A 26883-nucleotide genomic window follows, 5' to 3' on the forward strand; every position below is an offset into this window, starting at 1 on the left:
CTCTCTAAATCCCCTTAATGAATAAGGCGAAGACATGAAACAAAAAGTGGTTAGCATTGGCGATATCAACGTCGCAAACGATCTGCCTTTCGTGCTGTTTGGCGGCATGAACGTGCTGGAATCACGCGACCTGGCTATGCGTATCTGTGAGCATTACGTCACCGTTACGCAGAAGCTGGGTATCCCTTACGTGTTTAAAGCCTCTTTTGATAAAGCCAACCGCTCCTCGATTCGCTCTTACCGTGGCCCAGGCCTGGAAGAGGGAATGCGTATGTTCCAGGACATTAAAGCGGCCTTCGGCGTGAAAATTATCACTGACGTGCACGAAGCCAGCCAGGCACAGACCGTGGCCGACGTGGTTGATGTTATCCAGCTTCCGGCATTTCTTGCCCGTCAGACTGACCTGGTGGAAGCGATGGCGAAAACCGGTGCGGTGATCAACGTCAAGAAGCCACAGTTTGTCAGCCCCGGCCAGATGGGTAACATCGTTGAGAAGTTTGCCGAAGGCGGTAACGAAAAAGTGATCCTGTGCGATCGTGGCGCAAACTTCGGTTACGACAACCTGGTGGTCGATATGCTGGGCTTTAATGTCATGAAGCAGGTTTCCAACGGCAGCCCGGTAATCTTCGACGTGACCCATGCGCTTCAGTGCCGTGATCCGTTCGGCTCTGCTTCCAGCGGACGTCGTGGCCAGGTGACCGAGCTGGCTCGCGCCGGTATGGCTGTGGGCCTGGCGGGGCTGTTTATCGAAGCGCATCCGGACCCGGCAAATGCAAAATGCGATGGCCCCTCCGCGCTGCCGCTGGATAAGCTTGAGCCATTCCTGGTACAGATCAAAGCAATTGACGATCTGGTGAAGAACTTCCCGGAACTCGATACCAGCAACTGATATCCTTACAGGGAATTTTTGCGACATGGAGTGGATGATGAAAAACAGGACCCTGATTCTGATGGGCGCGATGCTGCTGGCCGGCTGTACTACCGTTTCTCAGCCAAATGAAAAGGAACTTGCCCGCAGCTTCCAGCTCAGTTCCGTGGATGGCCAGGCCATCACGGCACCGCAGGGCATGAAGCCCGGCATCAACTTTAGCCGGGAAATGCGCGTCACTGGCGTGATGTGCAACCGTTTCTTTGGCCAGGGGAAGCTGGAAAACGGCGTGCTCAGCGTGCCGCAGATGGCCTCCACGCGTATGATGTGCAGCGATCAAAAGCTTAATCAGTGGGAAATGACCCTGAGCAAGATGCTGACGACAGGGGCGAAACTGAAGCTGGAAGAGAATACTCTGACGCTTGAAGGGGCGGGCCACACGCTGGTTTACGTCGCTCAGTAGTTTTTCTCTGGTTCTCTGTGAAAACGGGGCGAACACAGTTCGCCCCGTTTTTTTATGCTTCACGTTCAGCGGCCTGCTGGCCGGGAAAAGTTACAGCATAATGGTCATCAGATAGCCCACAAACAGCGCCAGATGCGCCGCCCCGTTCAGCACGTTGGTTCTGCCGGTAGAGAAGGAGATCTGACAAAGCAGCAGCGCTGCAATCATCATGACCATCTGCGGCGGCTCCAGGCCAAATATCAGCTGCTGGCCGGTCAGAGTTGCAATAATGGTCACCGCCGGGACGGTGAGCGAGATGGTCGCCAGCACAGAACCAAAGAAGAGATTCATGGCGCGCTGCACCTGATTCGCCAGCACCGCTTTGATTGCGCCCAGTCCTTCAGGGGAAAGGATCAGCAGCGCCACCAGGAAGCCGGTGAACTGCTCCGGCGCGTTAAGTTCTGTCAGCAGCGACTCCAGCGGCGTGGCGTTCATTTTGGTCACCGCAATCACCGCAATAAGATGAACAATCAGCCAGAGGGAGTGCCAGACGTTAGAATGGGCAGAGGGCTTGCCGTGATGCGGATCGTCACCTTCATCTTCATGCTCATACACAAAGAGGCTCTGGTGCGTTTTGGTCTGGATAAGCAGGAAAACGCCATACATGGCGGCTGAAATAGCGGAGATCAGCAGAGCCTGGCCCACGGAGAAATTGCCGCCGGGCAGGGCGTTGGGGAACACCAGCACCAGGATCCCCAGGGGGAAAATAGCTATCAGGTACTGCTTAACGCCCGCCAGATTGACATACTGGGTGGCAAATTTGCGCCCCCCCAGCAGCAGCGCAGCGCCTACCAGCCCACAGGTGACAATCATAATGATCGAATAGAGCGTATCGCGCATCAGCGCTGGGGCCGCATCGCCCGTGGCCATTAATGCCGAGATCAGGCTGACTTCAAGGATAACCACCGACAGGCTGAGGATCAGCGAGCCATAGGGTTCACCCAGACGGTGAGCGAGCACATCCGCATGGCGCACCACGCTGAAGGCGCTGCTGAGTATGGCAAACAGGGCCAGCAGGTTGATGGTGATAACGACAGAAAGGGTACCCGAGGTGCCCCAGAACCACAAAATAACCAGCGCGGCGAGAGGGAGGAGAAGAGAAGTTTCTTTGTGGCGTGTTTTCACGCCTTCATGTGCACTCATAGGCCGAATTTCCTTTTTATCTGTCGTCTGCCCGAAATCAGGTGATGCCTCCAGGCATAAAGAGTAGCAGTGAACCCACGTGGTTATATTAAAAACAGTAAAGAGTGTAACGGCACAGCGGCTTTCTGCCTGTAATATTTACGATAATTTACAGCTTTAGCTCTATAATCACTTAAGATTGCCATAAGTGACTATTATTGATTTCATCATTATGTTTTATAAGTAAATTAATTGAAATTAATTCAAAATAAATAATGATTTATACGGCTTAATGCTGCCGTTACTCAAGCTAAAAAATAATTATCAACCTCTTTGTTATGAAGAGTCCCTGAAGCCTGAGTTGGAAAAATTTGCTCTTCCAGGCCAGGCTTAACGGGTGTCTTCAGAAAGGAGAAAGCAGATGCCTTATCAATCCCGTACTGCGCTGCCAGACAGCGTAAAAAACGTGCTGCCAGCCCACGCCCAGGATATCTATAAAGAGGCGTTCAACAACGCCTGGGATGAGTATAAAGAGAAGAAAGATCGCCAGGGTGATGAATCCCGCGAAGAAGTAGCCCATAAAGTGGCCTGGTCGGCGGTGAAGCATAGCTATGAAAAAGGCGATGACGACAAATGGCATAAAAAGCATTAAGCACACAGGGCGGCTGCGGTCGCCCGTTAACTGAGGTTCCCGCTTCGTTCTCCCTTTCAGCCAGTGTTATATCCTCCTGATGCACTCCCGCTACCCAGCACTCAGCCTGACCCGCCAGCCATTCTGGCCTTTTGTCGTCCCGGAGCGAAGCTATCCCCGGAAAGTGAACGGTTTTTTATTCGTTAATCCTGGCTTTAGCATCTGAAGTTTTCCCCTAAAATGCCGATGATGAATTAAGTGAAATTTTTTCTTTTGTGACGCGCATCAACCTTGATTGCGCGGGACGAATGACTTAGGGTCATTGTTAGCATGAAAACGATGAGTTTTTTAATTATTCAATTTCAGGGATGTTAAGTGGCCGTGGGCAGGGAATAAGCAGTGGCAGGAGGAGGGGCTGTGTTAACAAGAGAATTCTTATTAAAAGCGGATTGCAAGACGGCTTTTGGTGCTATTGAGGACTCGTTGTTATGGACCTGTGAGCAACGGGCCGCTTCCCTGGCGGCGACGCTGGCGTGTCGCCCCGATCACAGTCCGGTGTGGATTTTTGGTTACGGATCGCTGATGTGGAACCCAATCTTTGAATCTGACGAAGTGGCCGAAGGCACGCTGTCAGGCTGGCATCGGGCCTTTTGCCTGCGGCTGACTGCCGGGCGGGGCACAGCGAATCAACCGGGGCGTATGCTGGCCCTGAAAGAGGGCGGAGAGACTACCGGCCTGGCCTTTCGCCTGCCGGAAGAGAAGCTGCACGAGGAGCTGGAACTGCTGTGGAAGCGGGAGATGGTGACGGGCTGCTACCTGCCTACCTGGTGCGAACTGAAGCTTGCTGACGGCCGCAGAGTCACGGCGATGGCGTTTGTTATGGACCCCCGCCACCCCCTGTACGAACCTGACTCCTGTCCAAAAACGATTGCGCCTTTGATAGCCCAGGCGAGTGGGCCGCTGGGCACTAACGCACAGTATCTTTTCTCGCTTGAACAGGAGCTGAAGACGCGTGGGTTATATGATGATTGCCTTACCGACCTGGTGCAGCGCGTTCGCGAACTCCAGCAGTGTCATAATCATCTGGTGGGGTAACCCACCGCTATAAGCCGGGATTGATAAGCCAGGTGCCCCCTTTGTTGATCTCCAGTTGCTGAGTGCGTACGGCCGTTCCTGACTGTACTTCAATTTTATAACTTCCTGCCGCCAGGTTCAGTGAGGCGTAACCGCTGTTGTTCGGTTTAACTTCTATCGGCGTACCGTTCAGCAACACGGTTTCGCCAGCGGTGAGCTTGAGGTAAACCGTGGCCATCATTGGTGCGTTGGCAGGCGGCGTGGCAGGCGCTTCACTGGCGACAGGGGCCGCTGATCCGCCGCCCACGGCTCCGGCAGGCTGTTCAACCTCATTCTTGCCGCTGCGGTTAAGCACTATAACCAGTGCCACTACCGCTATCACGGCAAGAGCGCTGAGCAATATCAGCGGTTTTGACAGCTTACGCGCAACCTGCGGGCTGACCATCTCCGCCGCTCCCGCTGCGGGATTCACTGCCACCACCACCTGCTGCTCCTGCGGCGCTTCTGCTTCCGCCACCGGCTTCGGCTCCGGTAAAGGTTCAGAGATACGGGTCACCGTGGTCACCAGCTCTTCTACCGTACTCACCGGTAACTCAATCAGTGCAGCCAGTTCCTCAATGGACTGCGGGCGATCCTGAGGCTTCATCGCCAGCGAGCGGTCAATGGCATTCAGCAGCGGCAGTGAAAAGCCTTCCGGACGTAACTGTGTAAGAGGCTGGTAACGATCCTCAATGCAACGCACCACGCTGACCGGCGGAGGATTGCCGGTGACCAGCGTATGCAGCACGGCGCCCAGCGCATAGATATCAGTCCAGGGACCTTGTTCGTTATCGCTCTGCTCGCTGTACTGCTCAATAGGGGCGTAACCGGGCTTCAGCATGATCTCCGTTTCATCGGAGAGGTTGCCTATCTCTTTTCGCGCTGAGCCAAAGTCGAGCAGGACAGGAAGCTGGCTCTCCTGAATCTGAATATTATCGAGCGAGATATCGCGGTGCAGGTAGCCGCCACGGTGGATGGTATCTATGGCGCCAAACAGCGGTGGCAGCAGCTGACGGATCCACTCATCGGTGATGCTCTCCGGGCTGACCTGCTGCCACTCTTTCAGCGTCATGCCGCTGTAGTAGAGCGTCCCCATATAGGCGGTGCCGTTCTCTTCCCAGAAGCGCAATACGTGCAGCAAGCCGGGATGATTGAAGCGGGCCAGCAGGCGGGCTTCCTGAATAAAGCTGTTCAGGCCGGCGTTAAACAGCTTCTGATAGCGTTCTCCACGCAGCACGATGGTGAGATCATCCTCACGGGAGGCCAGAGAGATGGGCAGATATTCTTTGATCGCAATAGTACGCTCAAGCAGATGATCCCAGGCCCGATAAACGATACCGAAGCCGCCGCCGCCAATCACTTCCTTGATCTCAAACTCATTGAAACGGTGTCCAGCCGGAAGGGCATTGGGCACTTTTTTCGTGTTATCGCTTGCCGACATAGTATCCATCCGCAGTTAGTTAACGGTGCGCCAGGCGCCAATAGCCGGATCGGCCAGATCGGCATGCAGGTCATCTACCAGCAGCACGGTAATTTTTGTTTGCGGATTGACTACCGCAGCCCAGGATTTGCGCAATGCCTCTATCCGGGTTTTCAGGGCTTCCGGATCGGCAGCCTGTGCTTTATCCATTTTCACCAGCAGCACGCCGTCAAATGACCAGACATGCAGGGTTGAATTAAAGGGCAGCAGCAGCCAGCTGTCAGGCGCATCTTCTTTTGCCGCCACCAGCCGCTGATTATTGGCAGCAACGATATCGAGCACGCCCGCCGCAGGATGAACGTTTTTCAGCGGATAGCCTTCATAGAACTGCACCGGCACCGGTACTGACTTGCCGTTGCTGGAGAGTGTCAGTTCACTGCTGCCCTCCAGCCAGCCTTCCGTTGAGCAGCGCAGCGTTTTTCCATCGGGAATAAACAGCGACTGACCCTTTTCATCCCACCAGGTGCGGAAATGGCAGCCCGCAGGCAGGTCAAAGTGCTGTAGCGGCGCGCTGTTAGCAGGTTGGGAAAGATCCAGCGGAGCCGCGTTACTGGCGGTGGCAGCGGCTGTTGCATCAGCAATCACAATCGGCCGCCAGCTTTGCTCTTTCGCTGCGGTGCCGGTAGCCAGCACCGAGCCGCTGTCGTTGGTCATCTGCCAGGGCAGCTCCACCAGCTTGCCGCACTGGTTCTGCAACAGGTTGCCGACGCGGGGCAGGAAGGTGGTCAGAATGCTGGACTCTTTGGTTTTTCCGGAAACGATACGTAAATGAATATTTTCCTGGCACCAGGCCTGTGGAGCATTGCTCTCAACGTTATCAATAAACACCTCCAGCGCCAGGCTGGGGGAGTAAACGACACGGTAATCTTCAGCCTGTACGGCAGTTGCTATCAACAGAGTGGCAGTCACTGGCAACCAGTATTTCATAGCGTTCCTTGGTGTTAATCGCGCGGCGGTAAAAAACGAGCGGAATCCGCCATAGATTGTAAAAGGGTGGTTTCCTGTGGCGATCCTACCCAAACGGCCACAGCACTCAGATTGTCTTTTTTCTCACTGCGATTAATCGCTTTTTGCATCAGCGCCAGCCACTCTTCCGGGGAGTTGACCATGCGCAAAGCCTGCTCCATCTCCTGCGGCGTCAGGCTGCACCAGAAGCCATCCGTGCAGACCAGAAAAGCATCGCCATCTTCCAGCGGCAGCACCTCACTGTAGCTGACCGGCAGGGCGCCATCCGCGCCGAGCGCATTATAGAGTAAATTACTGTTAATACCGGAATTATCAACACCCGCTTCCTTCATCTGCTGGGCGAGACTGTGGTCCCTGGTTACCGCATGAATGAACCCTCTGCGAAAGTGGTAAACGCGGCTGTCGCCAGCGTGGGCCCACCATGAGCGCTGCTCTACGCGGTCAATAAACAGCGCCGCCAGCGTGGTGCTCATCTGCTGAAAATTCAGATTATTCCTCTGCGCCTGGCGGATCACCTGGTCCGCATTCATTACCCACTTTTGGGTTTCAGCAGGATTAATGGCGCGATCTTCCTCCAGTTCAGCCAGCAATGCGTCTCTGGCAAGCTTTGCTGCCGTTTCGCCGCCGGGCGTTCCGGCAACGCCATCACAGACTAAAAAGCAGGCAGAGTGTTGGCCAGCCAGTGCACCCGTTTCGTCCTGATTACTCTCTCTTGCGCCAATTTCTGACGTTGAAGCGAAGTTAATATTCATTCATCGTCCGGTCGGTTTTGTGAGTCTTTATATTGGTTTACTTCCATGTCATAAGCTTGCAGGAACGCATCGCCAAACAGGGTATGGAAATCATCTTCTATTTCGCCCGAGGTATTCTGGTAATGGCGCAAAAAAGCGTCCCACATCGCCGCTTTTTTGCTGCCGGGCAGGCCAAATTTGGGCACCACGCCATCGCGTCGGGCGTTATCTTCCAGACGTTGAGGATTAAATGATTGCAGCATGGCGGCAATAATCGCCCGGATGCCGGCAATCATCCCCAGCTGATGCGCCTGGAGATCCACCAGCGCATCACGCACGGCCTGCTCTGGCGGCATAAAGCCGGGCATCTGGCTCTGGTAGATTTGCATCAGTACCGTTTTGCCCGAGGGCAGGATCTTGAACGGATTGTTAGCTTCGTTCAGGATCATCGTCATCTCTGCTTTAACGCCCCGCTTCAGAATAGAGCGGGAGGAGAGCAGCGCAACGGTTCCCTGGGAAAAGAGGCTGAGCATTCTGCCGGTAACCCGCAGCTGATCTTCCGTTAGCGGCGGTTTTCCTGGCCCCTGTTCAAGCCCCATTCCTTCCATCAGTGCCGCCAGTAAACGGTCTGAATGCCCCTCTTTGTCTGCTCTTTCCGGGTAGGGCGTATCATGACTCAACGGCTCAATCCCCAGACGGGCATCGTTCTGGCGAGCCGTGCGGGCCGCTAACTGCTCGGGGGTTTGTATTTCTGTTGCCGGGTGAAAATGAAGAGCAGCGCTTTCATGCTGCATTCCCAGCGGGTCGGCAGCGAACGAGGTATCTTCACTGAACAGGGCGAGCGGATCGACATCGCTGAACAAATTGTCGTTTACACGGGTGGGATCGCTGACCTGAATTTTGTAGTCGCCAATGCTAATCAGATCGCCATGTTGCAGCACGATCTGGCTGCCACGCGGCAACGGGGTGTGATTATGCACTACCGCAATCACGCTACCCTGGCTGGTGAGCCGACACTCTCCTCCGCTGGCCACATGAACCACAGCCTGTAGCCGGGAAATAGCCCGCTCTTCATCAGGCAGGATCAGATCGTTATCCACGCTGCGGCCAATGGTGCCGCCTGGCGCCACAAAGTCACAGCTGGTGACGGGCGCCTCAGTTCTGCTCTCAACAATGGTAAATCGCATGCGCTTTTCCTGAAGCCAGGGCCAGAGGCCAAATAACTCTATTCAAACATGGGTGGATAGAGTCCATGTCGACCCGGTTGCGCGACAGCATCCGGATCGAATAATTGTGAAAATAGCTGAGCGGTGAGGTTACCGCTGTGTTTGTGACTGGCCAGAGGGTAGCCATCACTCTGATTTGTCCACCAGTAACTGGTGTACTGGCTGGGATTGAACCGGGTCGCCACTTCATGCCAGGCGAGCGTACAAGGCAGATCCTGATATCCGATAACATCCATAATATCTGAACGGCCCGTATCCGGCACAGTGAGCGGCGGTAACGCCAGCAGCGAAGCGGCAAGCTGTTCCGGCGTAAAGACGTTACTGACAGCCTGATGAAGCGTCCTGCCTAATTGCTGAAACCACTCTCCGGAGACCGCCAGCTGTGCCGGATGCCAGTGGCTGACGGCAACGCTTTGCAGCGCCATCAGTGGCCAGGCGCGTCCTACCCTGTCCCTGGAGGGAAGCAGACAGCCAATCTGCACCCGTTGAACGCCCAGCGTTGCGGGCAGAACAAAATTCCAGACGGGCGCCCGGCTGAAGAGCGCGCCGTCTCTGTGATGATGCCAGTGGGACAGCCCCAGTTGAAACCAGTTTGACCAGCTGGTTACGATATTTTCCGGCAGGCGTCGTTGAAGAAAATCGCCGGTACCAGGCAGCTTTCCATACCATCCGAGCACTGTTTTTTGTGGCATTGTCACGACCTTTTGCTCAGTGAACGTTTGATGCAAACCGCACCGGCGCTGCAATAATAGCCGGGGTGTTATCGGGCTGTCGGCCAGCATTTTCCAGATTAACCGCTAATTTTCTCATCATCAGCACATTGTCCCGCACAAAGGGAGAGCTTTGAATCTGTCGGTCCAGCAGCTGGCTCAGATGCCAGTCCAGCTGCTGGAGCTGACGGGTAGTGACGTTGGCAGGCAGAGTGCGCTGCAAGTTTTGCATCACCCAGCCGCGTAAAAATTCACCGTCATAGCTGCGTGGCTGATAAAGCATCTGGTAAGCGCGTAACGCATTGCGGCTGAACTCGCTGTCTTCCCCTGTATCCTTTCTCAGGGCCAGGGTGATATTTTGCGCCACGCGCGGCAGCAACAGTGATTTCAGCGCGTTTTGGTAGACACCCCAGGCTGCATCGCTTACCTGATCGCCGCGATAAAGTCCGCCCCGCATACTCAGCGGCGGTGCTTCCAGAGAGAACTGGCTGCTCTGCGGCAGCGCCACCAGGCTGTTCAAGAAGGGTAGCAGATCCAGGATATCCCCGGTGTTATTGTCTGTCAGCACCTGGGCCTGCTGGTGAATGGCGGCGACCCGGCTCTCTACCTGATGCAGATATTGTTTGTTTTTATAATAGCTGGTGGACCAGAGCAGGGTGGCAATCAGCAGGGCGATCCCCAGTGAGGCGTAGCCTGCCCAGTGAAGCAGCCGGTTACGGTGCTCCCATGAGCGGTCACTCCCGGCAAGGCCGCTTTCCGCAAATATCATCTCGCTCATCAACGAGCGGATAAAATAGCTCTGCCCCTTGTTAGCCGGTATTGGCGAGTGACGATTAACCGAGTCCCAGCTGGCAATAGAGTGGCCTGAAGCCAGCGGCAGCTGAAGTTTACGTGTCAGTTCACCCATGATGCGGTCAAACGGCAAACCTTCCTGCGTGCCGCTGGTAAAGAACACGCCGCGTACCGTCCAGGGCATCTCGCCCCCTTCAGGCGTAAAGACAATATCAAGATATTCCGCCAGTAAGGGACGCAGAGAGGCAAACTCCTGCGGGAAGAGGAAGCAGTCGGCCCGTAGCGTTAAATCACTCTCTTTCGCCATATTGCTGGCCAGGTCCTGCTGCAACCGGAGCGTCAGCTCGTGAAACTGGCTGTCAAACAGCGCTTTAATGGCGGATTCGCTCTGTCGGTTATTTTCCCAGGGGAAGCTGAATCCCCAGATACGATCGCGCTGCGCTTTATCCAGCGAACCGAAGTAACTCATAAAGCCCTTCAGTAAGTCGGTTTTCGTTACCATGACATAAACCGGGAAATGGATCCCGGTTTGCTGGTGCAGCTCAGACATGCGCTGGCGCAAAGAGGTGGCCTGATTAAAGCGCGCTTCAGCAGAGTCGCTCAGCAGATCGGCCACGCTGACCGTCATAATAACGCCATTGACCGGCTGACGGGTGCGGTAACGTTTAAGCAGGGTGATAAAGGTTTGCCACTCGCTGGCATCGCGGGCGCGCTGGCTCTCCTGCAATGTGTAACGGCCTGCCGTATCCAGCAGCACCGCTTCATCGGTAAACCACCAGTCGCAATGCCGGGTGCCGCCCACGCCGCGCAGGGCCGTTTTGCCATGAGTGTCGCTCAGAGGGAATTCAAGACCGGAATTCACTAGTGCCGTGGTCTTACCCGCACCCGGAGCACCCACAATCATGTACCACGGCAGCTGATAGAGATAGTGGCCGTTGAAGCGCTGGAACCACCCCTGTTTTTCTCTTTTTTGCTGAGAACGCTTAGTAAAATGCGTCTTCTTCAGCATCGCTGCCGCCTCGCTGAAACGTGTGTTCAGCAGCTCTTCCGTCATCGCCTGATCGGCAGCGTCGACATTGGCGGTTTGCAGATTAGTCAGCAGTTTATTATTGAACCAGGCGCGGTAGAGCTGCGGGATCAGCTGGAAAATGATCCACAGGAAAAAACAGAGGCCGATGGCGACCTGCCGGTTGAGGGCGGGTTCAAGCCAGTGAGTGCCCTTCAGGGCCAGCTGTGGCCCCAGGATCCAGATCAGCGCGGAAAGCGCGGTAATACCGGAAAAGCCCCACAACAGGCGGCTGGAAAAGAGGGAGAACAGGCGAGATGGCATCAGGGAGTCCCCGCTGGAGGTTTGCTGCTGGCCTGAGTGGCAGGCGCAGGGAAAAGCATGATCTCTACACGACGATTCTGCGCCCGGTTTTCCTGGCTGTCGTTGGGCAGCAGCGCATTGCTGTCGCCACGGCCTTCACCGCGGATCGTATGTCCCGGCAGGATCATTAACTGCTGCAAAATCGCCATCAGCGTGTGCGCCTGCGCCAGCGAATATTCATAGTTAGAGGAGAAACGGCCAGATTGCACCGGCTGGTCATCGGTATAGGCGCTGACCTGAATAGTCCCTTTAATGGTATCCATGGCGGCGGCAACCCGCGTCATGATCGCCCGACCGGCGGGCGAGAGATCGGTTCCGGCAGTGTTGAAGAGCTTGTCGGAGGCAATAATAATCTTGCTGCCGTTGGTGCCATCTGCCACATCAAGCGTTCTGGCCGCTATCAAGTCGTCCAGACGCTGGTGCAAATCGAGCATCGCCTGCGAGGTCGCGCTGCGCCTGACAGATTCAGTTTTGGGCAGCGGCATTTGCCAGATTGATCTGAGTACCGGCTCAGCTGCGTTACCTAACCGCCAGTTGAGGCCGGACCAGATCAGGGAAGCAACAAAGGCGGTGAGGGTGATGCAGACCCAGAGCGGAACAGGCGGACGCCAGAAACTATTCTGACTGGCGGGGACGACTGGCGCTGGTTCAGGCCTGGCCGGTTGCAGCCCACGGGTATCCTGGATCAGCTGGGCCAGACGGCTGCGCAGGGCATCACGTTGGATCCGGCCCTGCTCAATGCCACGATAGCGGCCTTCATAGCCCAGCAGCAGGCAGTAATGAATCACCTCAAGCAGCGGCAGGTGTTGAACAGGGTTTTGCGACACGCGTGAAAGCAGCTGGAACACTTTTTCGCCGCCCCAGCTTTCATTATGAAACGTGACCAGCAGACCGTTGCCCGACCAGACGCCACGGGTTCCCCACGGCGTTTGGGCGGCAGCCTCATCCAGCACGCTGCACAGACAGTAACGGGTACCGATAATCATATCGAACGGTAAACCCGCCTGCTTACAGCGCGTCTCAAAAAGGCGGATCTCGTCCACCAGCTGCTGCCGCAATCCGGCCGGATCGTCATGCGTTGCTGCCAGACGGATCTGTACAATGGCGTTCAGCAAAGGCGCCGCTGCGGCCAGTAACGGGTTTTCTTGACTGACGGAGAGCGTGGAGTCAGCAGGACTGTCCGGGGTCATCAGGCTTACTCTAAAATCCAGGTAGCCGTATCGTTGTTGCGACAGGCTTTGCTCTTGCCTCCAACGTCAACGCACACCTTTTTCGCATTTTTACGCGGGCGGGGACGATCGCTTTTCAGCGTGGCATCATACAAATCGGCTTTCACCCCAGCTTTGAAGGGCACATAGCCTATTAACTGCTCCTGATCCGGGTCAGCTATGGCCAGCCAGTGATTTTCCACTTCACCCAGTACGGTAAACGGCTTGCCGTTTTCAAGGTAGCGAACAATTTTCCCGCTAAAGTCGGGGCTGGTCATCACCGAGGCGTTATAGAGCGCACGGTAAGTTTCGTTGACCGGAGAAAAGGATTGAGGAACCTGAATCGCATGGCGATGGGTAAATTTGACACCATCAACTTCACTGGTGATCAGCGTATCGTCCGTCATCGGCGGAGGAGGAGCTTTGCATCCGGACAGAGAGAGCACTGCCAACAGGGTAAACGCGATGCTTATTTTCACATTGTTCCTCATGAATTTCATCAGTGTGACTTATCGTCCACAGGCAAAACCCCAACATTTTTGTGCGCTTTCTGCGCTGTTTCGCCGCAGAGAGCATTAAAAATTATTCAGGTTTACAGAAAGATATCTATGGCAACAGTTTACAGGAGGCTTTTGAGAATGGGAACCATTGCAGAGCGCCTCTTTACATGTTATCTGGCCAGAGATAGGTGACAATCTTTGCCTGAAAGGTGACAACAAGTCAATTTGATTAGTAGGAATAATCTGTATTCATGCCGCTTGCAGCAAGGTTTTGAGCGGTACCAGGCTTGAGGTTTTCTGGTAACAACAGAAATATCAGTTTTTCTTAACTATTTTTTCGCCTTTTACTTTGAACGCTTCGCGTTTTTTTCAGCGAAAAGCCAGAGCGCTAACGCTTAAGGCACAGAAATTGCTTCTCTCTGAAAACCCTAATTTTTTATGGAGAGGCAAAATGAGTGGAACCCTCCCTGCGGCTCACTCCTGGCTGCTGGCTTCGCAACAGTGTGAACGGGTCGGACTGCAAAATTTGCTACAGACTGGTCGCCTGACCGACGTGATAAGCCAGCTTATCCATGAGTTGCAGCGTGAACGTGGGGCCAGCAACATATGGATCTGTTCTCAGGGGCAGCTGTTTGGAGATGAGTTGCCGCTCCGGGAGAAGCAGGTAAGCCAGGCGATAAACAGCCTGATGCACCAGCTGCCCCCGCTGCCTTCTGCGGAGCACGCATGGCCGGGCAACCGCCGTCTGTTCAGCAGAATAGCCACTGCGCTTCACGCCATCAGCGAGCTGGCCGCGCTCCGGGAGGGCGTCAGGCTTTTCCGGTTCACTCATTCCGGTGCGATGGACAGGTTCAGCTACATCATTCGTCAACTGCTAAACCTGGTTTTTGAAACGATCGACACGGCCACCGATCGTGATGTTTCCAGAGCGCAGATCGCCATCTTCACTTTTATGCAGGGGAAAGAGCTGGCGGGTCAGGAGAGGGCTATCGGCTCGGCAGGCTTTGCCGCAGGCCACTTCAGCCCTGAGCAGAGTGAGAAAATAGTCAGCCTGATAGCGGCTCAGGAGCGCTGCTTTACCAGTTTCGTTCAGTTTGCAGATGCACAAAGCCTGCAAAAATGGCGGCAGGTCAGCAGCAATGAAAATGATGTGGAGCGGTTAAGACGCATCGCCTGCACCCGCAGCCAGCCAGAGGCAGAGGGAACTGAAATGGCGCTGCGCTGGTTTCAGTTAATGTCCCGACGTATTGACGGGCTGAAGAGTATTGAAGATGGCCTGGCTCAGCAGCTGATGCTGCGCTGCCGCGACAGTCTGCGGCGGGCAGCAGACGCCAGCAGTGGCGAAGCCGCTTTACAGCAAAGGGTGGAGCAGCTGAAAAATGAACCCGCTTATACGGTTTTTGTTGCCGGTAATGAGGGAATGGCGAGTGGCGGGCCGCTGGAAACAGACGGGCTGATGCCTGAACTTGGGCGTTCCGTACTTGGGCTGGTTCAGGAGCAGTCGCAGCGGTTACAGGCGCAGGATGATGAGCTGGCCGCAATGCGCACCACCCTTAACGAGCGCAAGGCGATTGATCGCGCTAAGGCGATGCTGATGCAGCACCACGCCTACAGCGAAGAGCAGGCCTGGCAGATGCTGAGAAAAATGGCGATGGATCAGAACCGTCGCATGGTGGATATCGCCAGCGCGCTGCTCTCGGTTGCCGCAGTTTTCCCCCCTACCACCAAATGAGTAGTTGCACAAAGGGTGTGCGAATTCTGCCTCATGCTGGGGCATATAGGCGTTGCGGTCAGCGGCGTTCAGAGCCTTCACTTCCCGTAGCGCAAGGCTTCAGGCACGCAACAACGGCTGAATCGAACCTGGCACAGCCTTTGCAATAATTTAATCACAATGATGCATTTGCTTCGCCAATGGCGGTGGAGCGAGTGCTTTGGATAAAGGCGTCCTGCCGCATGCTTTCAGCATGCTGGTCGGACGCCTTTTTTTATGCATTTTTTTCAGGAAGCCCAAGATGAGTAAAACGAGATTTCCGCTCTCCAGACGACGATTTCTTGCCGGAAGCGCCCTGCTTGGCGGCGGTTACCTGATCCCTGGTCTGATGAACAGCGTCTGGGCTGCCGGCTCTGATGCACCGGAAAAAACCACGGTCAGAGTCGGCTTTATTCCTCTGACAGACTGTGCGCCGGTGGTAATGGCTTCTCTCAAGGGCTTCGATAAAAAATATGGCATCACGCTGCAACCCAGTAAAGAAGCGAGCTGGGCGGCGGTGCGTGACAAGCTCACTTCCGGGGAGCTTGATGCGGCGCATATTCTCTACGGCATGATTTATGGCCTGCAACTGGGCGTAGCCGGGCCGCAGCATGAGATGGCGAACCTGATGACCCTGAATCAGAATGGCCAGGCTATCTCTTTGTCAAATCAGCTGAAAGAGGCTGGCGTCACCGAGATAACCGGCTTGCAGAAAGCGATAAAAGGGCAACCTGCGGGCACCTGTACCTTTGCGCACACCTTTCCAACCAGCACCCATGCAATGTGGCTTTACTACTGGCTGGCGAATGGCGGTATCGATCCCATCCGGGATGTGAGAACCGTGGTCGTGCCGCCGCCGCAAATGGTGATGAACATGAAAATTGGCAACCTGAGCGGCTTCTGCGTGGGCGAACCCTGGAACGAGCGCGCCATCAGCGACAACATCGGTTTTACCGCCGCCACCTCCCAGCATATCTGGCCCGATCATCCTGAAAAGATCCTGGGTACCCGCGCGCAGTGGGTGAAAGAGAATCCTCATACCGCCAGGGCGTTAACCGCCGCCGTGCTGGAAGCTGCACGCTGGATTGATGCTTCCGACGCAAACCGTAAAGAAACCGCACAGGCGATTGCCGGCCGGGCTTACATCAATACCAAACCGGAAACGATCGAGGGCCGGATGCTGGGGCACTACAGAAACGGGCTGGGGAAAAGCTGGCAGGACGCTCATGCAATGCGCTTTTTCAACGAGGGTGCGGTCAGCTTTCCCTGGCTCTCTGACGGCATGTGGTTCCTGACCCAGCAGAAGCGTTGGGGGCTGCTTAAGCAGCACCCTGACTATCTGGCGGTGGCTAAACAGATCAACCAAATCGATATCTACCGGCAGGCGGCCAGCGCGGTGGGCAATATTTCCCTTCCTGCCAGCGCAATGCGCAGCAGCACGCTGGCAGACGGCAAGGTTTGGGATGGCAGCCAGCCCGCTGAGTATGCCGACAGCTTTGCTATTCACTCTGGAGGTCAGAAATGAAAAATCAGGCTCGCGTAGTGCCGTTAATCGCAAACACCCCAACGGCAGAAGTCAGCGTTATCCCGTTAAAAACCCGTACCGTGCAGCCTGAGCCGATCAGACGGCAGTGGTTACGGCCCGCTGTCCAGCGTGTTCTTCCCGGCTTTTGTGGCATGGGTTTGCTGCTGGCGGTATGGCAACTGGCCGCCCTCTACAGCAAGGGGTTTCCTGACCCGGCATCCACCTGGCAGGCTGCGGTTACGCTGTTTGCCGATCCTTTCTACAACGCAGGGCCGAATGACCAGGGGATTGGCTGGAACGTGCTGGCCTCGCTGGAGCGTGTGGCGACAGGATTCGGCCTGGCGGCGCTGGTGGGCATTCCCGCAGGATTTGTACTGGGCCGCTTTACTTTTCTCGGGCGGATGTTCAGTCCGGTAGTGGCGCTGCTGCGCCCGGTCAGCCCGCTTGCCTGGTTACCGATAGGGCTGCTGCTGTTCCAGCGTGCGGAGCCAGCCTCCAGCTGGACCATTTTTATCTGCTCGATCTGGCCGATGATCATCAACACCGCCGAAGGGGTAAAGCGCATCCCCGAGGACTATCTCAACGTGGCCCGCGTGTTGCAGCTCACGGAGTTAACCATCCTGCGTAAAATTCTTTTTCCTGCCGTATTGCCGTCGGTACTGACCGGCGTGCGTCTCTCCATCGGCATTGCCTGGCTGGTGATTGTGGCAGCCGAAATGCTGACGGGCGGGCTGGGGATTGGCTTCTGGATCTGGAACGAGTGGAACAACCTGAACGTGCAAAACATTCTGGTGGCAATTGGCATTATCGGGGTGGTGGGGCTGCTGTTAGAGCAGGGAGTGATGCTGCTGGCCCGCCGTTTCTCATGGCAGGAAGGAGGCAAATGATGCAACCCATTATTCAGGTACAGCAGGTCACCCAGCGTTTTACCACCGCCAGAGGAGAGTTCCTGGCGCTGGACAACGTCAGCTTCGATATCCACCGGGGAGAAACCCTGAGCCTTATCGGCCATTCAGGCTGCGGGAAATCAACGTTACTGAATCTTATTGCCGGCCTGACTCAGCCAGGTGAAGGCGTGTTGCTGTGCGATAACCGTGAAATTGCCGGCCCCGGCCCTGAGCGTGCGGTGGTGTTTCAGAACCATTCGCTGCTGCCCTGGCTGACCACCTATGACAACGTAGCGCTGGCGGTGAACCAGGTGTGCAAAGGGCAGAGTAAAGCTGAAAAGCACGCCTGGATCCTGCACAACCTTGAGCTGGTACAGATGAGCCACGCGCTGACCAAACGTCCCGGCGAGCTGTCAGGGGGCATGAAGCAGAGGGTCGGGATTGCCCGTGCGCTGGCGATGAAACCAAAGGTGCTGCTAATGGACGAACCCTTCGGCGCACTGGATGCCCTGACGCGGGCGCGCCTTCAGGATGCGGTGATGGAGATCCAGCAGAGGCTTAACACCACCATTGTGCTGATCACCCACGATGTGGATGAGGCGGTACTGCTCTCCGACCGGGTGGTGATGATGACCAATGGGCCGGCGGCAACGGTGGGAGAAATTCTGACGGTTGATCTGCCTCGTCCCCGCAGCAGGGTGGCGCTGGCCGATGAGCCGCGTTACCAGCATCTTCGTCAGCAGATACTGCATTTTCTCTATGAAAAGCAGTCAGCGGCATAAGGCATAAGGAGAGGCTGATGGCGGAGCATCTGGTAGTGACAGGTAACGGCATGGCGGCAATGCGCATGGTTGAAACTCTGTGGACGCTGGCGCCGGAACGTTACCGCATTACGGTAGCAGGGCGTGAGCCGTACGGGAATTACAACCGTATCCAGCTCTCGCCTGTGCTGAGTGGGGAAAAGTCTTTTGCTGAAACCCTGTTGCACCCCCCCGAATGGTACCAGCAACGCGGCATCACGCTGCTCAGCGGTGAAGAGGTGCTGTCACTCGATCTGACCGGCAAAACCGCAAGGACAGCGTGCCGCACGCTGCACTGGGACCAGCTGGTGCTGGCTACCGGATCTGAACCGGCAATGCCTTTTATTACGGGCATCGGGCAGCCGCACGTCAGCGGCTTTCGCAAGCTGGCTGACGTAGAGCAGATGCTGGCGGACGACGGCCCGGTGGTGGTGCTGGGCGGTGGGCTGTTGGGCGTGGAAGCGGCGGCGGCGCTCCGCCTGCGCGGCAGAAGCGTCACTTTGCTGCACCGCAACGGCTGGCTGATGGATCGTCAGCTAGATGCTAAAGCTGGAGAACTGCTGGCGGAAACCCTGACGGCACGAGGGATTATCTGCCGGATGAACAGCGGCATTCAGCATATTGGCAGCAGAACCGTCACCCTGACCGATGGCAGCCAGCTTGCCGCTGCCAGGGTCATTGTGGCCGCAGGGGTGATGCCAGCAATCAGCCTGGCACAGCAGGCGGGACTTGTCTGCAATCGTGGCGTCGTGGTGGATCGCCAGTTTCGCACATCGGTGCCAGAGGTCAGCGCCATAGGGGAGTGCTGTGAGATTGAAGGCGAAACATTCGGGCTGGTGGCGCCATGCCTTGCACAGGCTGTTCTGCTGGCGCAACGGCTTGCAGGCGCACCGGTAAAGGATTTTTACAGCGATGATAACGGTACCCGGCTCAAAGTCACCGGCATTGAGATATTCAGCGCCGGGGAGATTACCCAGAGTCCGGGCACCCGCTGCGCCACCGCTTTTGACCCCACAGCTCGCCATTACCGCCGCCTGTTTTTCCGTCAGAACCGGCTGACAGGGATACTGCTTTATGGCGATATAAGTGACGCTGTCACTTTGCTGCCCCTGATGCAAAACGGCACCCCCACCCACACCAGCGTGCTGTTTGATCCCACTAACCCAGCGCAGCCGCAGGCTGCAGGAAGCATAGAGATGAGCAAACCTTCACTCGTTGTTATCGGCCACGGTATGGTTGGCCACCATTTTCTGGAGCAGCTTGTTGCCCGCCAGCTTCACCAGCACTACCACATTGTGGTGTACGGAGAAGAGCGCCATGTGGCTTACGATCGGGTACATCTCTCCGACTATTTTGCGGGTAAAGGACACGCCGAGCTGTCGTTAGTGGCCGAAAACTTTTTTGCTGAGCACGGTATTGAACTGCGTACCCATCGGCCCGTGGTGGCTGTTGACCGGGAGCGTCGCTGCGTGCGCGAGGTCAGCGGTCATGAAATGAGCTGGGACAAACTGGTGCTGGCTACCGGTTCTTATGCCTTTGTTCCTCCCATTGCGGGTAATGACAGCCCTGGCTGCTTTGTCTACCGCACGCTGGACGATCTGGATGCTATCGCAGCGAAAGCACAGCACTCACGCAAAGGCGTGGTGATAGGCGGAGGGTTGCTGGGGCTGGAAGCGGCCAACGCGCTGAAACAGCTGGGGCTGGAAACGGAAGTTGTTGAGTTTGCCCCGCGCCTGATGGCGGTCCAGCTGGATGAGGGCGGTGCTGGCATGCTGCGGCGTAAAATCGCTGCGCTGGGCGTGCAGGTGCATACCAGCAAAGCCACCCAGTCAATTGAAACGCTGGAAGAGGGCAAGTTGCGGCTGAACTTTGCCGATGGCAGCACGCTGGAGAGCGATCTGGTGCTGTTCTCCGCAGGAATTCGTCCCCGCGATCGGCTCGCCGCTGAAGCCGGACTGGCGCTGGGCGCACGCGGCGGCATCATCGTCGACAACAGCTGCGCCACCTCTGATAAAGCTATTTTTGCCATTGGCGAGTGCGCGTTGTGGCAGGAGCAGATTTTTGGACTGGTTGCGCCCGGCTATCAGATGGCCAGGGTGGTTGCCGACACGCTGGCTGGCGAAGCGTCACAGTTCAGCGGGGCAGACATGAGCACCAAACTCAAACTGCTGGGCGTGGAAGTCGCCTCTTTTGGCGATGCTCACGGGCGCACGCCGCACAGCCAGAGCTACAGCTGGCACAACGAACCGCAGGAGATCTACAAAAAAATTGTAATCTCCGCAGATGGCAAAAAGTTACTGGGCGGCGTGCTGGTGGGTGACAGCAGCGACTACAGCACCCTGTTACAGATGATGCTTAACAGCCTGCCGCTGCCATCCCAGCCAGAAATGCTGATCCTGCCTGCAACGGAAGGCGCACCGGTCAGAGCGCTGGGCGTGGCGGCGTTGCCGGAGAGTGCTCAGGTCTGTTCCTGCCACAATGTCACGAAAGGCGATCTCTGTGCGGCGGTCTCAGGGGGCTGCGGTGATATGGCTTCGCTGAAAAGCTGCACCAGGGCGGCTACCGGCTGTGGCGGCTGCGCTGCGCTGGTTAAACAGGTAATGGAGCATCAGCTCTCCACCCTGGGTGTTGAGGTGAAGAAGGATATCTGTGAACACTTCGCCTTTTCGCGCCAGCAGCTACATCATCTTATCCGCGTGGAGGAGATCAAAACTTTTGACGCGCTGCTGGAAAAACATGGTCACGGACTGGGCTGTGAAGTGTGTAAACCGCTGGTCGGCTCTCTGCTCGCCTCCACCTGGAATGAGTACCTGCTGAAACCGCAGCATCTGCCGTTACAGGATACTAACGACCGCTATTTTGCCAACATTCAGAAAGACGGAACCTATTCAGTAGTCCCGAGGATCCCGGCGGGGGAGATCACCCCTCAGGGATTGATTGCCATCGGAGAAATTGCTCAGCGCTACAACCTCTACAGCAAAATTACCGGCGGCCAGCGCATCGACTTATTTGGCGCAACCCTGGATCAGCTGCCGGAGATCTGGCAACAGCTGCTGGCCGCAGGGTTTGAAACGGGCCACGCCTACGGCAAATCGCTGCGCACGGTGAAATCTTGTGTGGGATCTACCTGGTGCCGCTACGGCGTACAGGACTCTACCCGCTTCGCCATCGATCTGGAGAACCGCTATAAAGGCTTGCGTGCTCCGCATAAAATCAAAATGGCGGTGTCAGGCTGCACCCGCGAATGTGCCGAAGCGCAAAGCAAAGATATTGGCGTGATTGCCACCGAGAAAGGGTGGAACCTCTATGTTTGCGGCAACGGCGGCATGAAACCGCGTCACGCCGATCTCTTTGCCAGCGATTTGGATGACGCCACGCTGATCCGCTATGTCGATCGCCTGCTGATGTTCTATATCCGCACCGCTGACCGTCTGCAACGAACCAGCGTCTGGATGGATAACATGGAAGGCGGCCTGGCCTATCTGCGCGAAGTGGTAATCGGCGACTCGCTGGGCATCGCCGCCGAACTGGAGCAGGAGATGGCGAGGGTGGTGGCGTCCTGGCAGTGTGAATGGCAGACCACCCTGGCTGACCCCGAACGTCTGGCGCTGTTCCACGCCACGGTCAACAGCACCAAACCTGATGAGTCTGTGCGCTGGTCGCAGCAGCGCGGCCAGATCCGTCCGGCAAGCGATCCGCTTCCTCACCCTGTTTCAGGGGAAGTTCTGCCCTGGACCGAAGTATGCAGGCTGGAGGATATCCCGCCTCAGGCAGGGATTGGCGCCCGCTTTGGCGGCGAGCGTATTGCGCTGTTCCGGCTGAATAATGAGGTCTTTGCGCTGGAGGATAAAGAGCCGGGCACCGGGGCCAGCGTGATGTCGCGCGGTATTCTTGGTGACAGCGCGGGCGAAGCGATGGTTGTCTCCCCGCTCTATAAACAGCGATTCCGCCTGCGCGATGGCCTGGCGCTGGATAACAGCGGCGCAGCAATACGCTGCTGGCCGGTAAAAATCGAAGGCGGAAGGGTGCTGATTGCCACGCCTGAGTATCTTGCGCTACAGGCGGAGGCATCATGAAAACCACCTGTCCCTATTGTGGCGTAGGGTGCGGAGTGGAGGTGTTGCCGCAGCCTGACGGCAGTTACCAGGTCAGTGGTGATGCAGAGCATCCCGCTAACTTCGGCAGGCTCTGCGTAAAAGGCTCGGCCCTGGGCGAGACGTCAGGGCAGGCGGGCAGATTATTACATCCGCAGATAGCGGGTCAGCAGGCCAGCTGGCCCCAGGCGCTGGATGAGGTAGCCCGCAGGCTGCAACAGGTTATTGACCAGCATGGCCCGCAGGCGGTGGCCTTTTATGCCTCTGGTCAGCTGCTCACTGAAGATTACTACGTTGCCAACAAGCTGATGAAAGGCTTTCTTGGCGTAGCCAATATCGACACCAATTCACGCCTGTGCATGGCTTCCGCGGTGGTGGGTTACAAAAGAGCGCTGGGTGCTGATGCGGTTCCCTGCTGTTACGACGATTTTGACGCTGCCGATATGGTGATCCTGGCGGGGTCGAATACCGCATGGGCGCACCCGGTCGCCTGGCAGCGGCTGGTGCAGGCGAAGAAGGCCAGGCCAGAGATGAAAGTGGTGGTGATCGATCCGCGCCGGACCGCTACCTGCGATCTGGCCGATTTACATCTGGCGCTGAAACCCGGCAGCGATGCGGCCCTGTTTAACGGCCTGCTGCACTGGCTGGAAGAGCACCAGCAAAGGGATGAAAGCCTGGCGGAGCATGTTGTGGGGCTGGAGGCAGCTTTAGCCACAGCTGCGGAGTGGAATGTTGATGCCGTAGCGGAATATTGTGAACTTAAGGTCACGGAGGTAAGGGAATTCTACCGGTTGTTCAGCGCTTCTGCGGCCACGCTGACGCTCTACTGTATGGGCATCAATCAGTCCGGCAGCGGCAGCGACAAATGTAATGCCATTATCAATGTCCATCTGGCGAGTGGCAAAATCGGTCGGGCAGGCTCTGGCCCCTTCTCATTAACCGGTCAGCCCAATGCCATGGGGGGCCGTGAGGTGGGTGGCCTGGCAAATCAGCTGGCGGCCCATATGGGCTTCTCTGCGGAAGAGGCGGCGCTGGTGCAACGCTTCTGGCAAAGCCCGAGAATTGCCAGCCAGCCGGGCCTGCAAGCGGTCGAACTGTTTCAGGCTGTCGGCCGCGGTGAGGTGAAAGCGATCTGGATAATGGGAACCAATCCCGCCGTTTCACTGCCGGATGGCAGCGCCGTGCTGAGCGCGCTGAAGAGGTGCCCGTTAGTTATTGTTTCGGATGTCTGTGCTGCAACCGATACCACCGCGCTGGCCCATATTCTGCTGCCTGCTCAGGGATGGGGGGAGAAAAATGGCACGGTCACCAATTCTGAGCGACGTATCTCCAGACAGCGGGGGTTTATTGCACCCGTGGGGGAAGCGATGCCTGACTGGTGGATCTTGTCTCAGGTTGCACAGCGGTTAGGGTTTTCCGGGGCGTTCGACTGGCAGCATCCTGCGGAGATCTTTCGTGAGCATGCCGCTTTGTCAGGTTTCGGAAATAACGGCCAGCGGGCATTTGATATCAGCGGGCTGGCGAACATCGATAATCAGCAGTGGGAGAGGTTGCAGCCCATTCAGTGGCCCGTTAATCAGCAACATCCCGCTGGCTGCGCCAGATTATTTACTGACCTTCGCTTCTTTCATCCCGACGGCAAAGCGCGCCTGATCGCCGTTACTCCACGCCTGCCGGTAGCGCAGGCCGATCGCCACTATCCCCTGATTGCCAACACCGGCCGCATCCGTGACCAGTGGCATACCATGACCCGCACCGGCACGGTTCCGCGTCTGATGCAGCATTATGCGGAACCTTTTTGCGAACTGCATCGGGACGATGCGCGGCACTATGGTCTGCGGGAGGACGATCTGGTGAGGGTGCAGTCCAGCCGTGGCTGGATGGTGTGCCGGGCGAAAATCAGCGAAGGCGCGCTGCGTGGCAATCTGTTTCTCCCCATGCACTGGAACCGTCAGTTTTGCAGCCAGGGCAGCGTGGATGCGCTGATTGCGCCGACCGTCTGTCCCGAGTCCGGGCAGCCGGAAAGCAAGCAAACCGCCGTGCGCGTGCGCCGCTGGAAAAGTGACTGGCAGGGTATTTTATATCTGCGAGAGGCCGCCTCGCTGGGAGAAAGTGCATGGTGGGCCAAAATTCCGCAGCGGGGAGCAATCCGGTACCACCTTGCGGGAGAGGGAACGGCGCTGGCCTGGCTGACCGCTCAGGGCCTGCTCAGCGGACTGGAGCTACAGACCGCGCAGGCTGATAAGGGCTATTTCCATCTGCTTGGCTGGAAAAAGGGGCGCCTTGAGCTGGCCTTCTACAGCGATCGCGAGAGGTTACCCGATATTGATAACGAGAGCGTAACCGGTGCTTTTACTCAGGCCCCGGTTACGCCTCAAGGTCGTTTTGCGCTGCTGGCTGGTCAGGCTCGCGCCGGCAGCAGCCAGGGCAGAACAATTTGCAGCTGTTTCGGCGTCGGCGAACAGCGGATTGCAGCAGCAATTGCCAGGGGATGCGACACCGCCGAGGCGCTGGGCGTGGCGCTGAAATGCGGTACCAACTGCGGCTCCTGCTTACCTGAACTTAAACAGCTGATTGCCTGCGCGCAGTCGCCAGTCTGAAAGAGGTTAACGATGACAACACATATTGCAGGGCTGGATAAGCTGCTTGCCAGCGAGAGCCAGCGCCATCAGGTTGGCTCGATATGGCTGGTAGGCGCCGGGCCGGGCGACCCTGAGCTGTTGACGGTGAAAGCGCTGCGGTTAATTCAGCAGGCAGAGGTCGTGGTCTTTGACCGGCTGGTGAGCGAGGCGATTCTGGCGCTTGTTCCGCCAGGGGCGCTAAGCATCGATGTGGGGAAAACGCCTGGCTTCCACGGCATGAAACAGTCGCAGATCAATCAATTGCTGGTGGAGCTGGCCGCCGCCGGACAGAAAGTTATCCGCCTGAAAGGGGGCGATCCTTTCATCTTTGGTCGCGGCGGTGAAGAGATGGCCTCGGCTCAGCAGGCCGGTATTGCCTGCCATATTGTCCCCGGCATCACGGCGGCGGTCGGCTGTGCAGCCGCTACCGGCATCCCTTTGACGCATCGTGATATGGCACAGTCGGTGCGCTTTATTACCGGGCATGGCAAAGAGGGGAAACCGAAGCTGGACTGGTACAGCCTGAAAGATCCCTGCCAGACGCTGGTGTTTTATATGGGGCTGACCTGGTGCGAAGCATTAAGCGAACGGCTGATCGCCTTTGGGCGTGATGCGCAAACCCCGGTGGCGATTGTGGAGCGGGGCACGCGTGCCGATCAGCGCGTCACGCTGACCAGCCTGCGGCAGCTTGCTGAAACTGTGCGCAGGGAAAAGCCGCAGTCGCCTGCTTTACTGATTGTGGGGGAGGTTGTGCAGTTCTATCGGGCTGACCTGGCGGGCGTAATGGAAACTGCTCCCGATGAAGCAGCCGTTTATTCTGAACAGGGCTTAAAGGCTGTGGCAGAGAGGATGTGAACGCACAAGGTCACAGCGGCTGTAAAAGCCGCTGGTTTTCTCCTTCCGCTAAGGCGTGGCGATCAACACCTTTACGCCCAGCGCTTCAAAAGCCTCGACCGAGGCTTTAGTAATGCCCTTATCGGTGATCAGATACTGAATATTGCTCCAGTCACAGGGCAGCGCAAACATCGAAACCTTGTCGATTTTACTGGAGTCCGCCACCACATAAACAGTGCTGGCAGAGTTGATCATTGCGCTTTTCACCTTGATATCCGTTTCGCTGGGAAAGCTCAGCCCCAGCTTAGGTGAAATACAGGCGGTGGCGAGAAAGAGTTTTTCTGCCAGCACGTTCTCAAAAAAGCTGGCCGCTTTCTCGCCAGAGGTAGAGAGCGTGGGAAACTTAAAGGTGCCGCCGGTAAGCAAAATATTGACGCCCGGTTCGCCACCCAGCATTAACGCAATATTCACCGCTGTGGTAACCACTGAAAGCTTGTTGATATGGCCAAGGTGCTGCGCTATTGCGGTGGTGGTGGTGCCGGAATCGAAAATGACCGTATCGCCATTTTCGATGTGTTGCGCAGCCAGCCGCCCGATGGCATCTTTCTCATCAAGATGCGTCTGACGTTCCAGCATCAGCGCACCGGTATTCTGCTTGCCGGTCATTAACGTGGCACCGCCATGATAACGCTGCACAAAGCCCTCTTTCTGTAACACGCGCAGATCGGTACGGATCGTGGCCTCTGTCAGGCCAAAGGCCTCGGTGAGCATCCTGACGGTGACCGTGCCATCTTCCCTGATCATCTCCAGAATTTTTTCTCGCCGCTGTTGCATATCGGCTAATTGTTCGTTTTTGCTTTTCAACCGAAATTCTCCCTTTACTACGAAGAACGGGCCTGAATCCGCAGCAGGCCTGTTGTTATGGCAAATATTAACCCTGCTATCGCATCAATGCGAGTCCTGTCCAAAAACTCTTTCTGTTTTCGAATGAAAGCCTACCACTAATAACCACCTTGATTTAACACATGTTTTTAGCATTATCGTCACTACGCGTTAAGGCGTAAAATGCTTATATCTCGTTAAATCAACCGGTTAACTATTTAACAGGCTTTTGATTGAAATTTGATCTGCCCCACAATATGCTTAAAAACGAT

The 26883-nt window shown here is 56.5% G+C and carries 21 protein-coding genes; 11 read left to right on the top strand and 10 right to left on the bottom strand.

Going from position 1 to position 26883, the window contains the following annotated elements; translation table 11 throughout:
• Positions 1-34: 34 nt before the first annotated feature.
• Together kdsA and AAH450_RS03700 are read left to right on the top strand one after the other, a co-directional pair.
• Positions 35-889 (top strand): 3-deoxy-8-phosphooctulonate synthase, encoded by an 855-nt coding sequence (gene kdsA, locus AAH450_RS03695; RefSeq protein WP_342908963.1) that lies wholly within the window; start codon positions 35-37, stop codon positions 887-889.
• A gap of 37 nt (positions 890-926) precedes the next feature.
• Entirely contained in the window at positions 927-1331 is a 405-nt protein-coding gene (locus AAH450_RS03700) for an META domain-containing protein (protein ID WP_342908964.1), read from the top strand.
• Positions 1332-1421: 90 nt separating this feature from the next.
• Here the strand turns inward: AAH450_RS03700 and chaA are convergent, their stop codons facing one another.
• Entirely contained in the window at positions 1422-2513 is a 1092-nt protein-coding gene (gene chaA / locus AAH450_RS03705) for a sodium-potassium/proton antiporter ChaA (protein WP_342908965.1), read from the bottom strand.
• A 400-nt stretch (positions 2514-2913) separates the two neighbouring features.
• On the opposite strand from chaA, the gene chaB reads away from it, so the two are divergent.
• Positions 2914-3144, top strand: coding sequence for a putative cation transport regulator ChaB (chaB, locus tag AAH450_RS03710; RefSeq protein WP_342908966.1), 231 nt, complete (start codon positions 2914-2916; stop codon positions 3142-3144).
• A gap of 396 nt (positions 3145-3540) precedes the next feature.
• Positions 3541-4218: a gamma-glutamylcyclotransferase gene (locus AAH450_RS03715; RefSeq protein WP_342908967.1), complete on the top strand. Its 678-nt coding sequence runs from the start codon at positions 3541-3543 to the stop codon at positions 4216-4218.
• A gap of 7 nt (positions 4219-4225) precedes the next feature.
• Here the strand turns inward: AAH450_RS03715 and AAH450_RS03720 are convergent, their stop codons facing one another.
• The 8 genes from AAH450_RS03720 to AAH450_RS03755 are packed head-to-tail and all read right to left on the bottom strand — an operon-like array spanning position 4226 to position 13218.
• Positions 4226-5677: a serine/threonine protein kinase gene (locus AAH450_RS03720; RefSeq protein ID WP_342908968.1), complete on the bottom strand. Its 1452-nt coding sequence runs from the start codon at positions 5675-5677 to the stop codon at positions 4226-4228.
• Between the two features lie 15 nt (positions 5678-5692).
• Positions 5693-6643 (bottom strand): hypothetical protein, encoded by a 951-nt coding sequence (locus AAH450_RS03725; RefSeq protein ID WP_342908969.1) that lies wholly within the window; start codon positions 6641-6643, stop codon positions 5693-5695.
• A gap of 14 nt (positions 6644-6657) precedes the next feature.
• A complete protein-coding gene (locus tag AAH450_RS03730) occupies positions 6658-7434 on the bottom strand; it encodes a PP2C family protein-serine/threonine phosphatase (RefSeq protein ID WP_342908970.1) in 777 nt (258 codons plus the stop codon).
• On the bottom strand, positions 7431-8600 hold the full coding sequence (gene tagH / locus AAH450_RS03735) for a type VI secretion system-associated FHA domain protein TagH (protein WP_342908971.1): 1170 nt from the start codon (positions 8598-8600) through the stop codon (positions 7431-7433). Before tagH ends, AAH450_RS03730 begins: the two co-directional genes overlap by 4 nt.
• Positions 8601-8638: 38 nt before the next feature.
• Positions 8639-9331: a type VI secretion system-associated protein TagF gene (tagF, locus tag AAH450_RS03740; RefSeq protein ID WP_342908972.1), complete on the bottom strand. Its 693-nt coding sequence runs from the start codon at positions 9329-9331 to the stop codon at positions 8639-8641.
• A gap of 16 nt (positions 9332-9347) precedes the next feature.
• Positions 9348-11471: a type VI secretion system membrane subunit TssM gene (gene tssM / locus AAH450_RS03745; protein WP_342908973.1), complete on the bottom strand. Its 2124-nt coding sequence runs from the start codon at positions 11469-11471 to the stop codon at positions 9348-9350.
• The gene (icmH, locus tag AAH450_RS03750) at positions 11471-12700 is read right to left on the bottom strand and encodes a type IVB secretion system protein IcmH/DotU (protein WP_342908974.1); all 1230 of its coding nucleotides are present in this window, start codon (positions 12698-12700) and stop codon (positions 11471-11473) included. The genes tssM and icmH overlap by 1 nt, the downstream gene beginning before the upstream one ends.
• Before the next feature lie 5 nt (positions 12701-12705).
• Complete coding sequence (locus tag AAH450_RS03755) at positions 12706-13218, bottom strand: SH3 domain-containing protein (RefSeq protein ID WP_342908975.1); 513 nt, start codon at positions 13216-13218, stop codon at positions 12706-12708.
• 451 nt (positions 13219-13669) lie between these two features.
• Between AAH450_RS03755 and AAH450_RS03760 the strand changes: the two genes are divergently transcribed.
• The 7 genes from AAH450_RS03760 to cobA all read left to right on the top strand — a co-directional run bounded on the left by AAH450_RS03760 (position 13670) and on the right by cobA (position 25750).
• The gene (locus tag AAH450_RS03760) at positions 13670-14950 is read left to right on the top strand and encodes a nitrate- and nitrite sensing domain-containing protein (RefSeq protein ID WP_342908976.1); all 1281 of its coding nucleotides are present in this window, start codon (positions 13670-13672) and stop codon (positions 14948-14950) included.
• 280 nt (positions 14951-15230) lie between these two features.
• Positions 15231-16493 (top strand): CmpA/NrtA family ABC transporter substrate-binding protein, encoded by a 1263-nt coding sequence (locus AAH450_RS03765; protein WP_342908977.1) that lies wholly within the window; start codon positions 15231-15233, stop codon positions 16491-16493.
• Complete coding sequence (gene ntrB / locus AAH450_RS03770) at positions 16490-17380, top strand: nitrate ABC transporter permease (RefSeq protein WP_342908978.1); 891 nt, start codon at positions 16490-16492, stop codon at positions 17378-17380. Before AAH450_RS03765 ends, ntrB begins: the two co-directional genes overlap by 4 nt.
• Positions 17380-18162 carry an ABC transporter ATP-binding protein gene (locus AAH450_RS03775; RefSeq protein WP_342909565.1) on the top strand — a complete coding sequence of 261 codons (783 nt, stop codon included), beginning with the start codon at positions 17380-17382 and terminating at the stop codon, positions 18160-18162. The genes ntrB and AAH450_RS03775 overlap by 1 nt, the downstream gene beginning before the upstream one ends.
• A gap of 17 nt (positions 18163-18179) precedes the next feature.
• On the top strand, positions 18180-22256 hold the full coding sequence (gene nirB, locus AAH450_RS03780) for a nitrite reductase large subunit NirB (protein WP_342908979.1): 4077 nt from the start codon (positions 18180-18182) through the stop codon (positions 22254-22256).
• Complete coding sequence (locus AAH450_RS03785; RefSeq protein ID WP_342908980.1) at positions 22253-24874, top strand: nitrate reductase; 2622 nt, start codon at positions 22253-22255, stop codon at positions 24872-24874. Before nirB ends, AAH450_RS03785 begins: the two co-directional genes overlap by 4 nt.
• A 12-nt stretch (positions 24875-24886) precedes the next feature.
• The gene (gene cobA / locus AAH450_RS03790) at positions 24887-25750 is read left to right on the top strand and encodes a uroporphyrinogen-III C-methyltransferase (RefSeq protein ID WP_342908981.1); all 864 of its coding nucleotides are present in this window, start codon (positions 24887-24889) and stop codon (positions 25748-25750) included.
• Positions 25751-25798: 48 nt separating this feature from the next.
• Here cobA and AAH450_RS03795 read toward each other — a convergent pair whose 3' ends face one another.
• Positions 25799-26593, bottom strand: a complete 795-nt coding sequence (locus tag AAH450_RS03795; RefSeq protein WP_342908982.1) for a DeoR/GlpR family DNA-binding transcription regulator — start codon at positions 26591-26593, stop codon at positions 25799-25801.
• Between the last annotated feature and the right edge of the window lie 290 nt (positions 26594-26883).

The sequence above is a fragment of the Erwinia magellanica genome (assembly GCF_039023495.1).
In the GTDB taxonomy this organism is placed as follows: Bacteria; Pseudomonadota; Gammaproteobacteria; order Enterobacterales; family Enterobacteriaceae; genus Erwinia.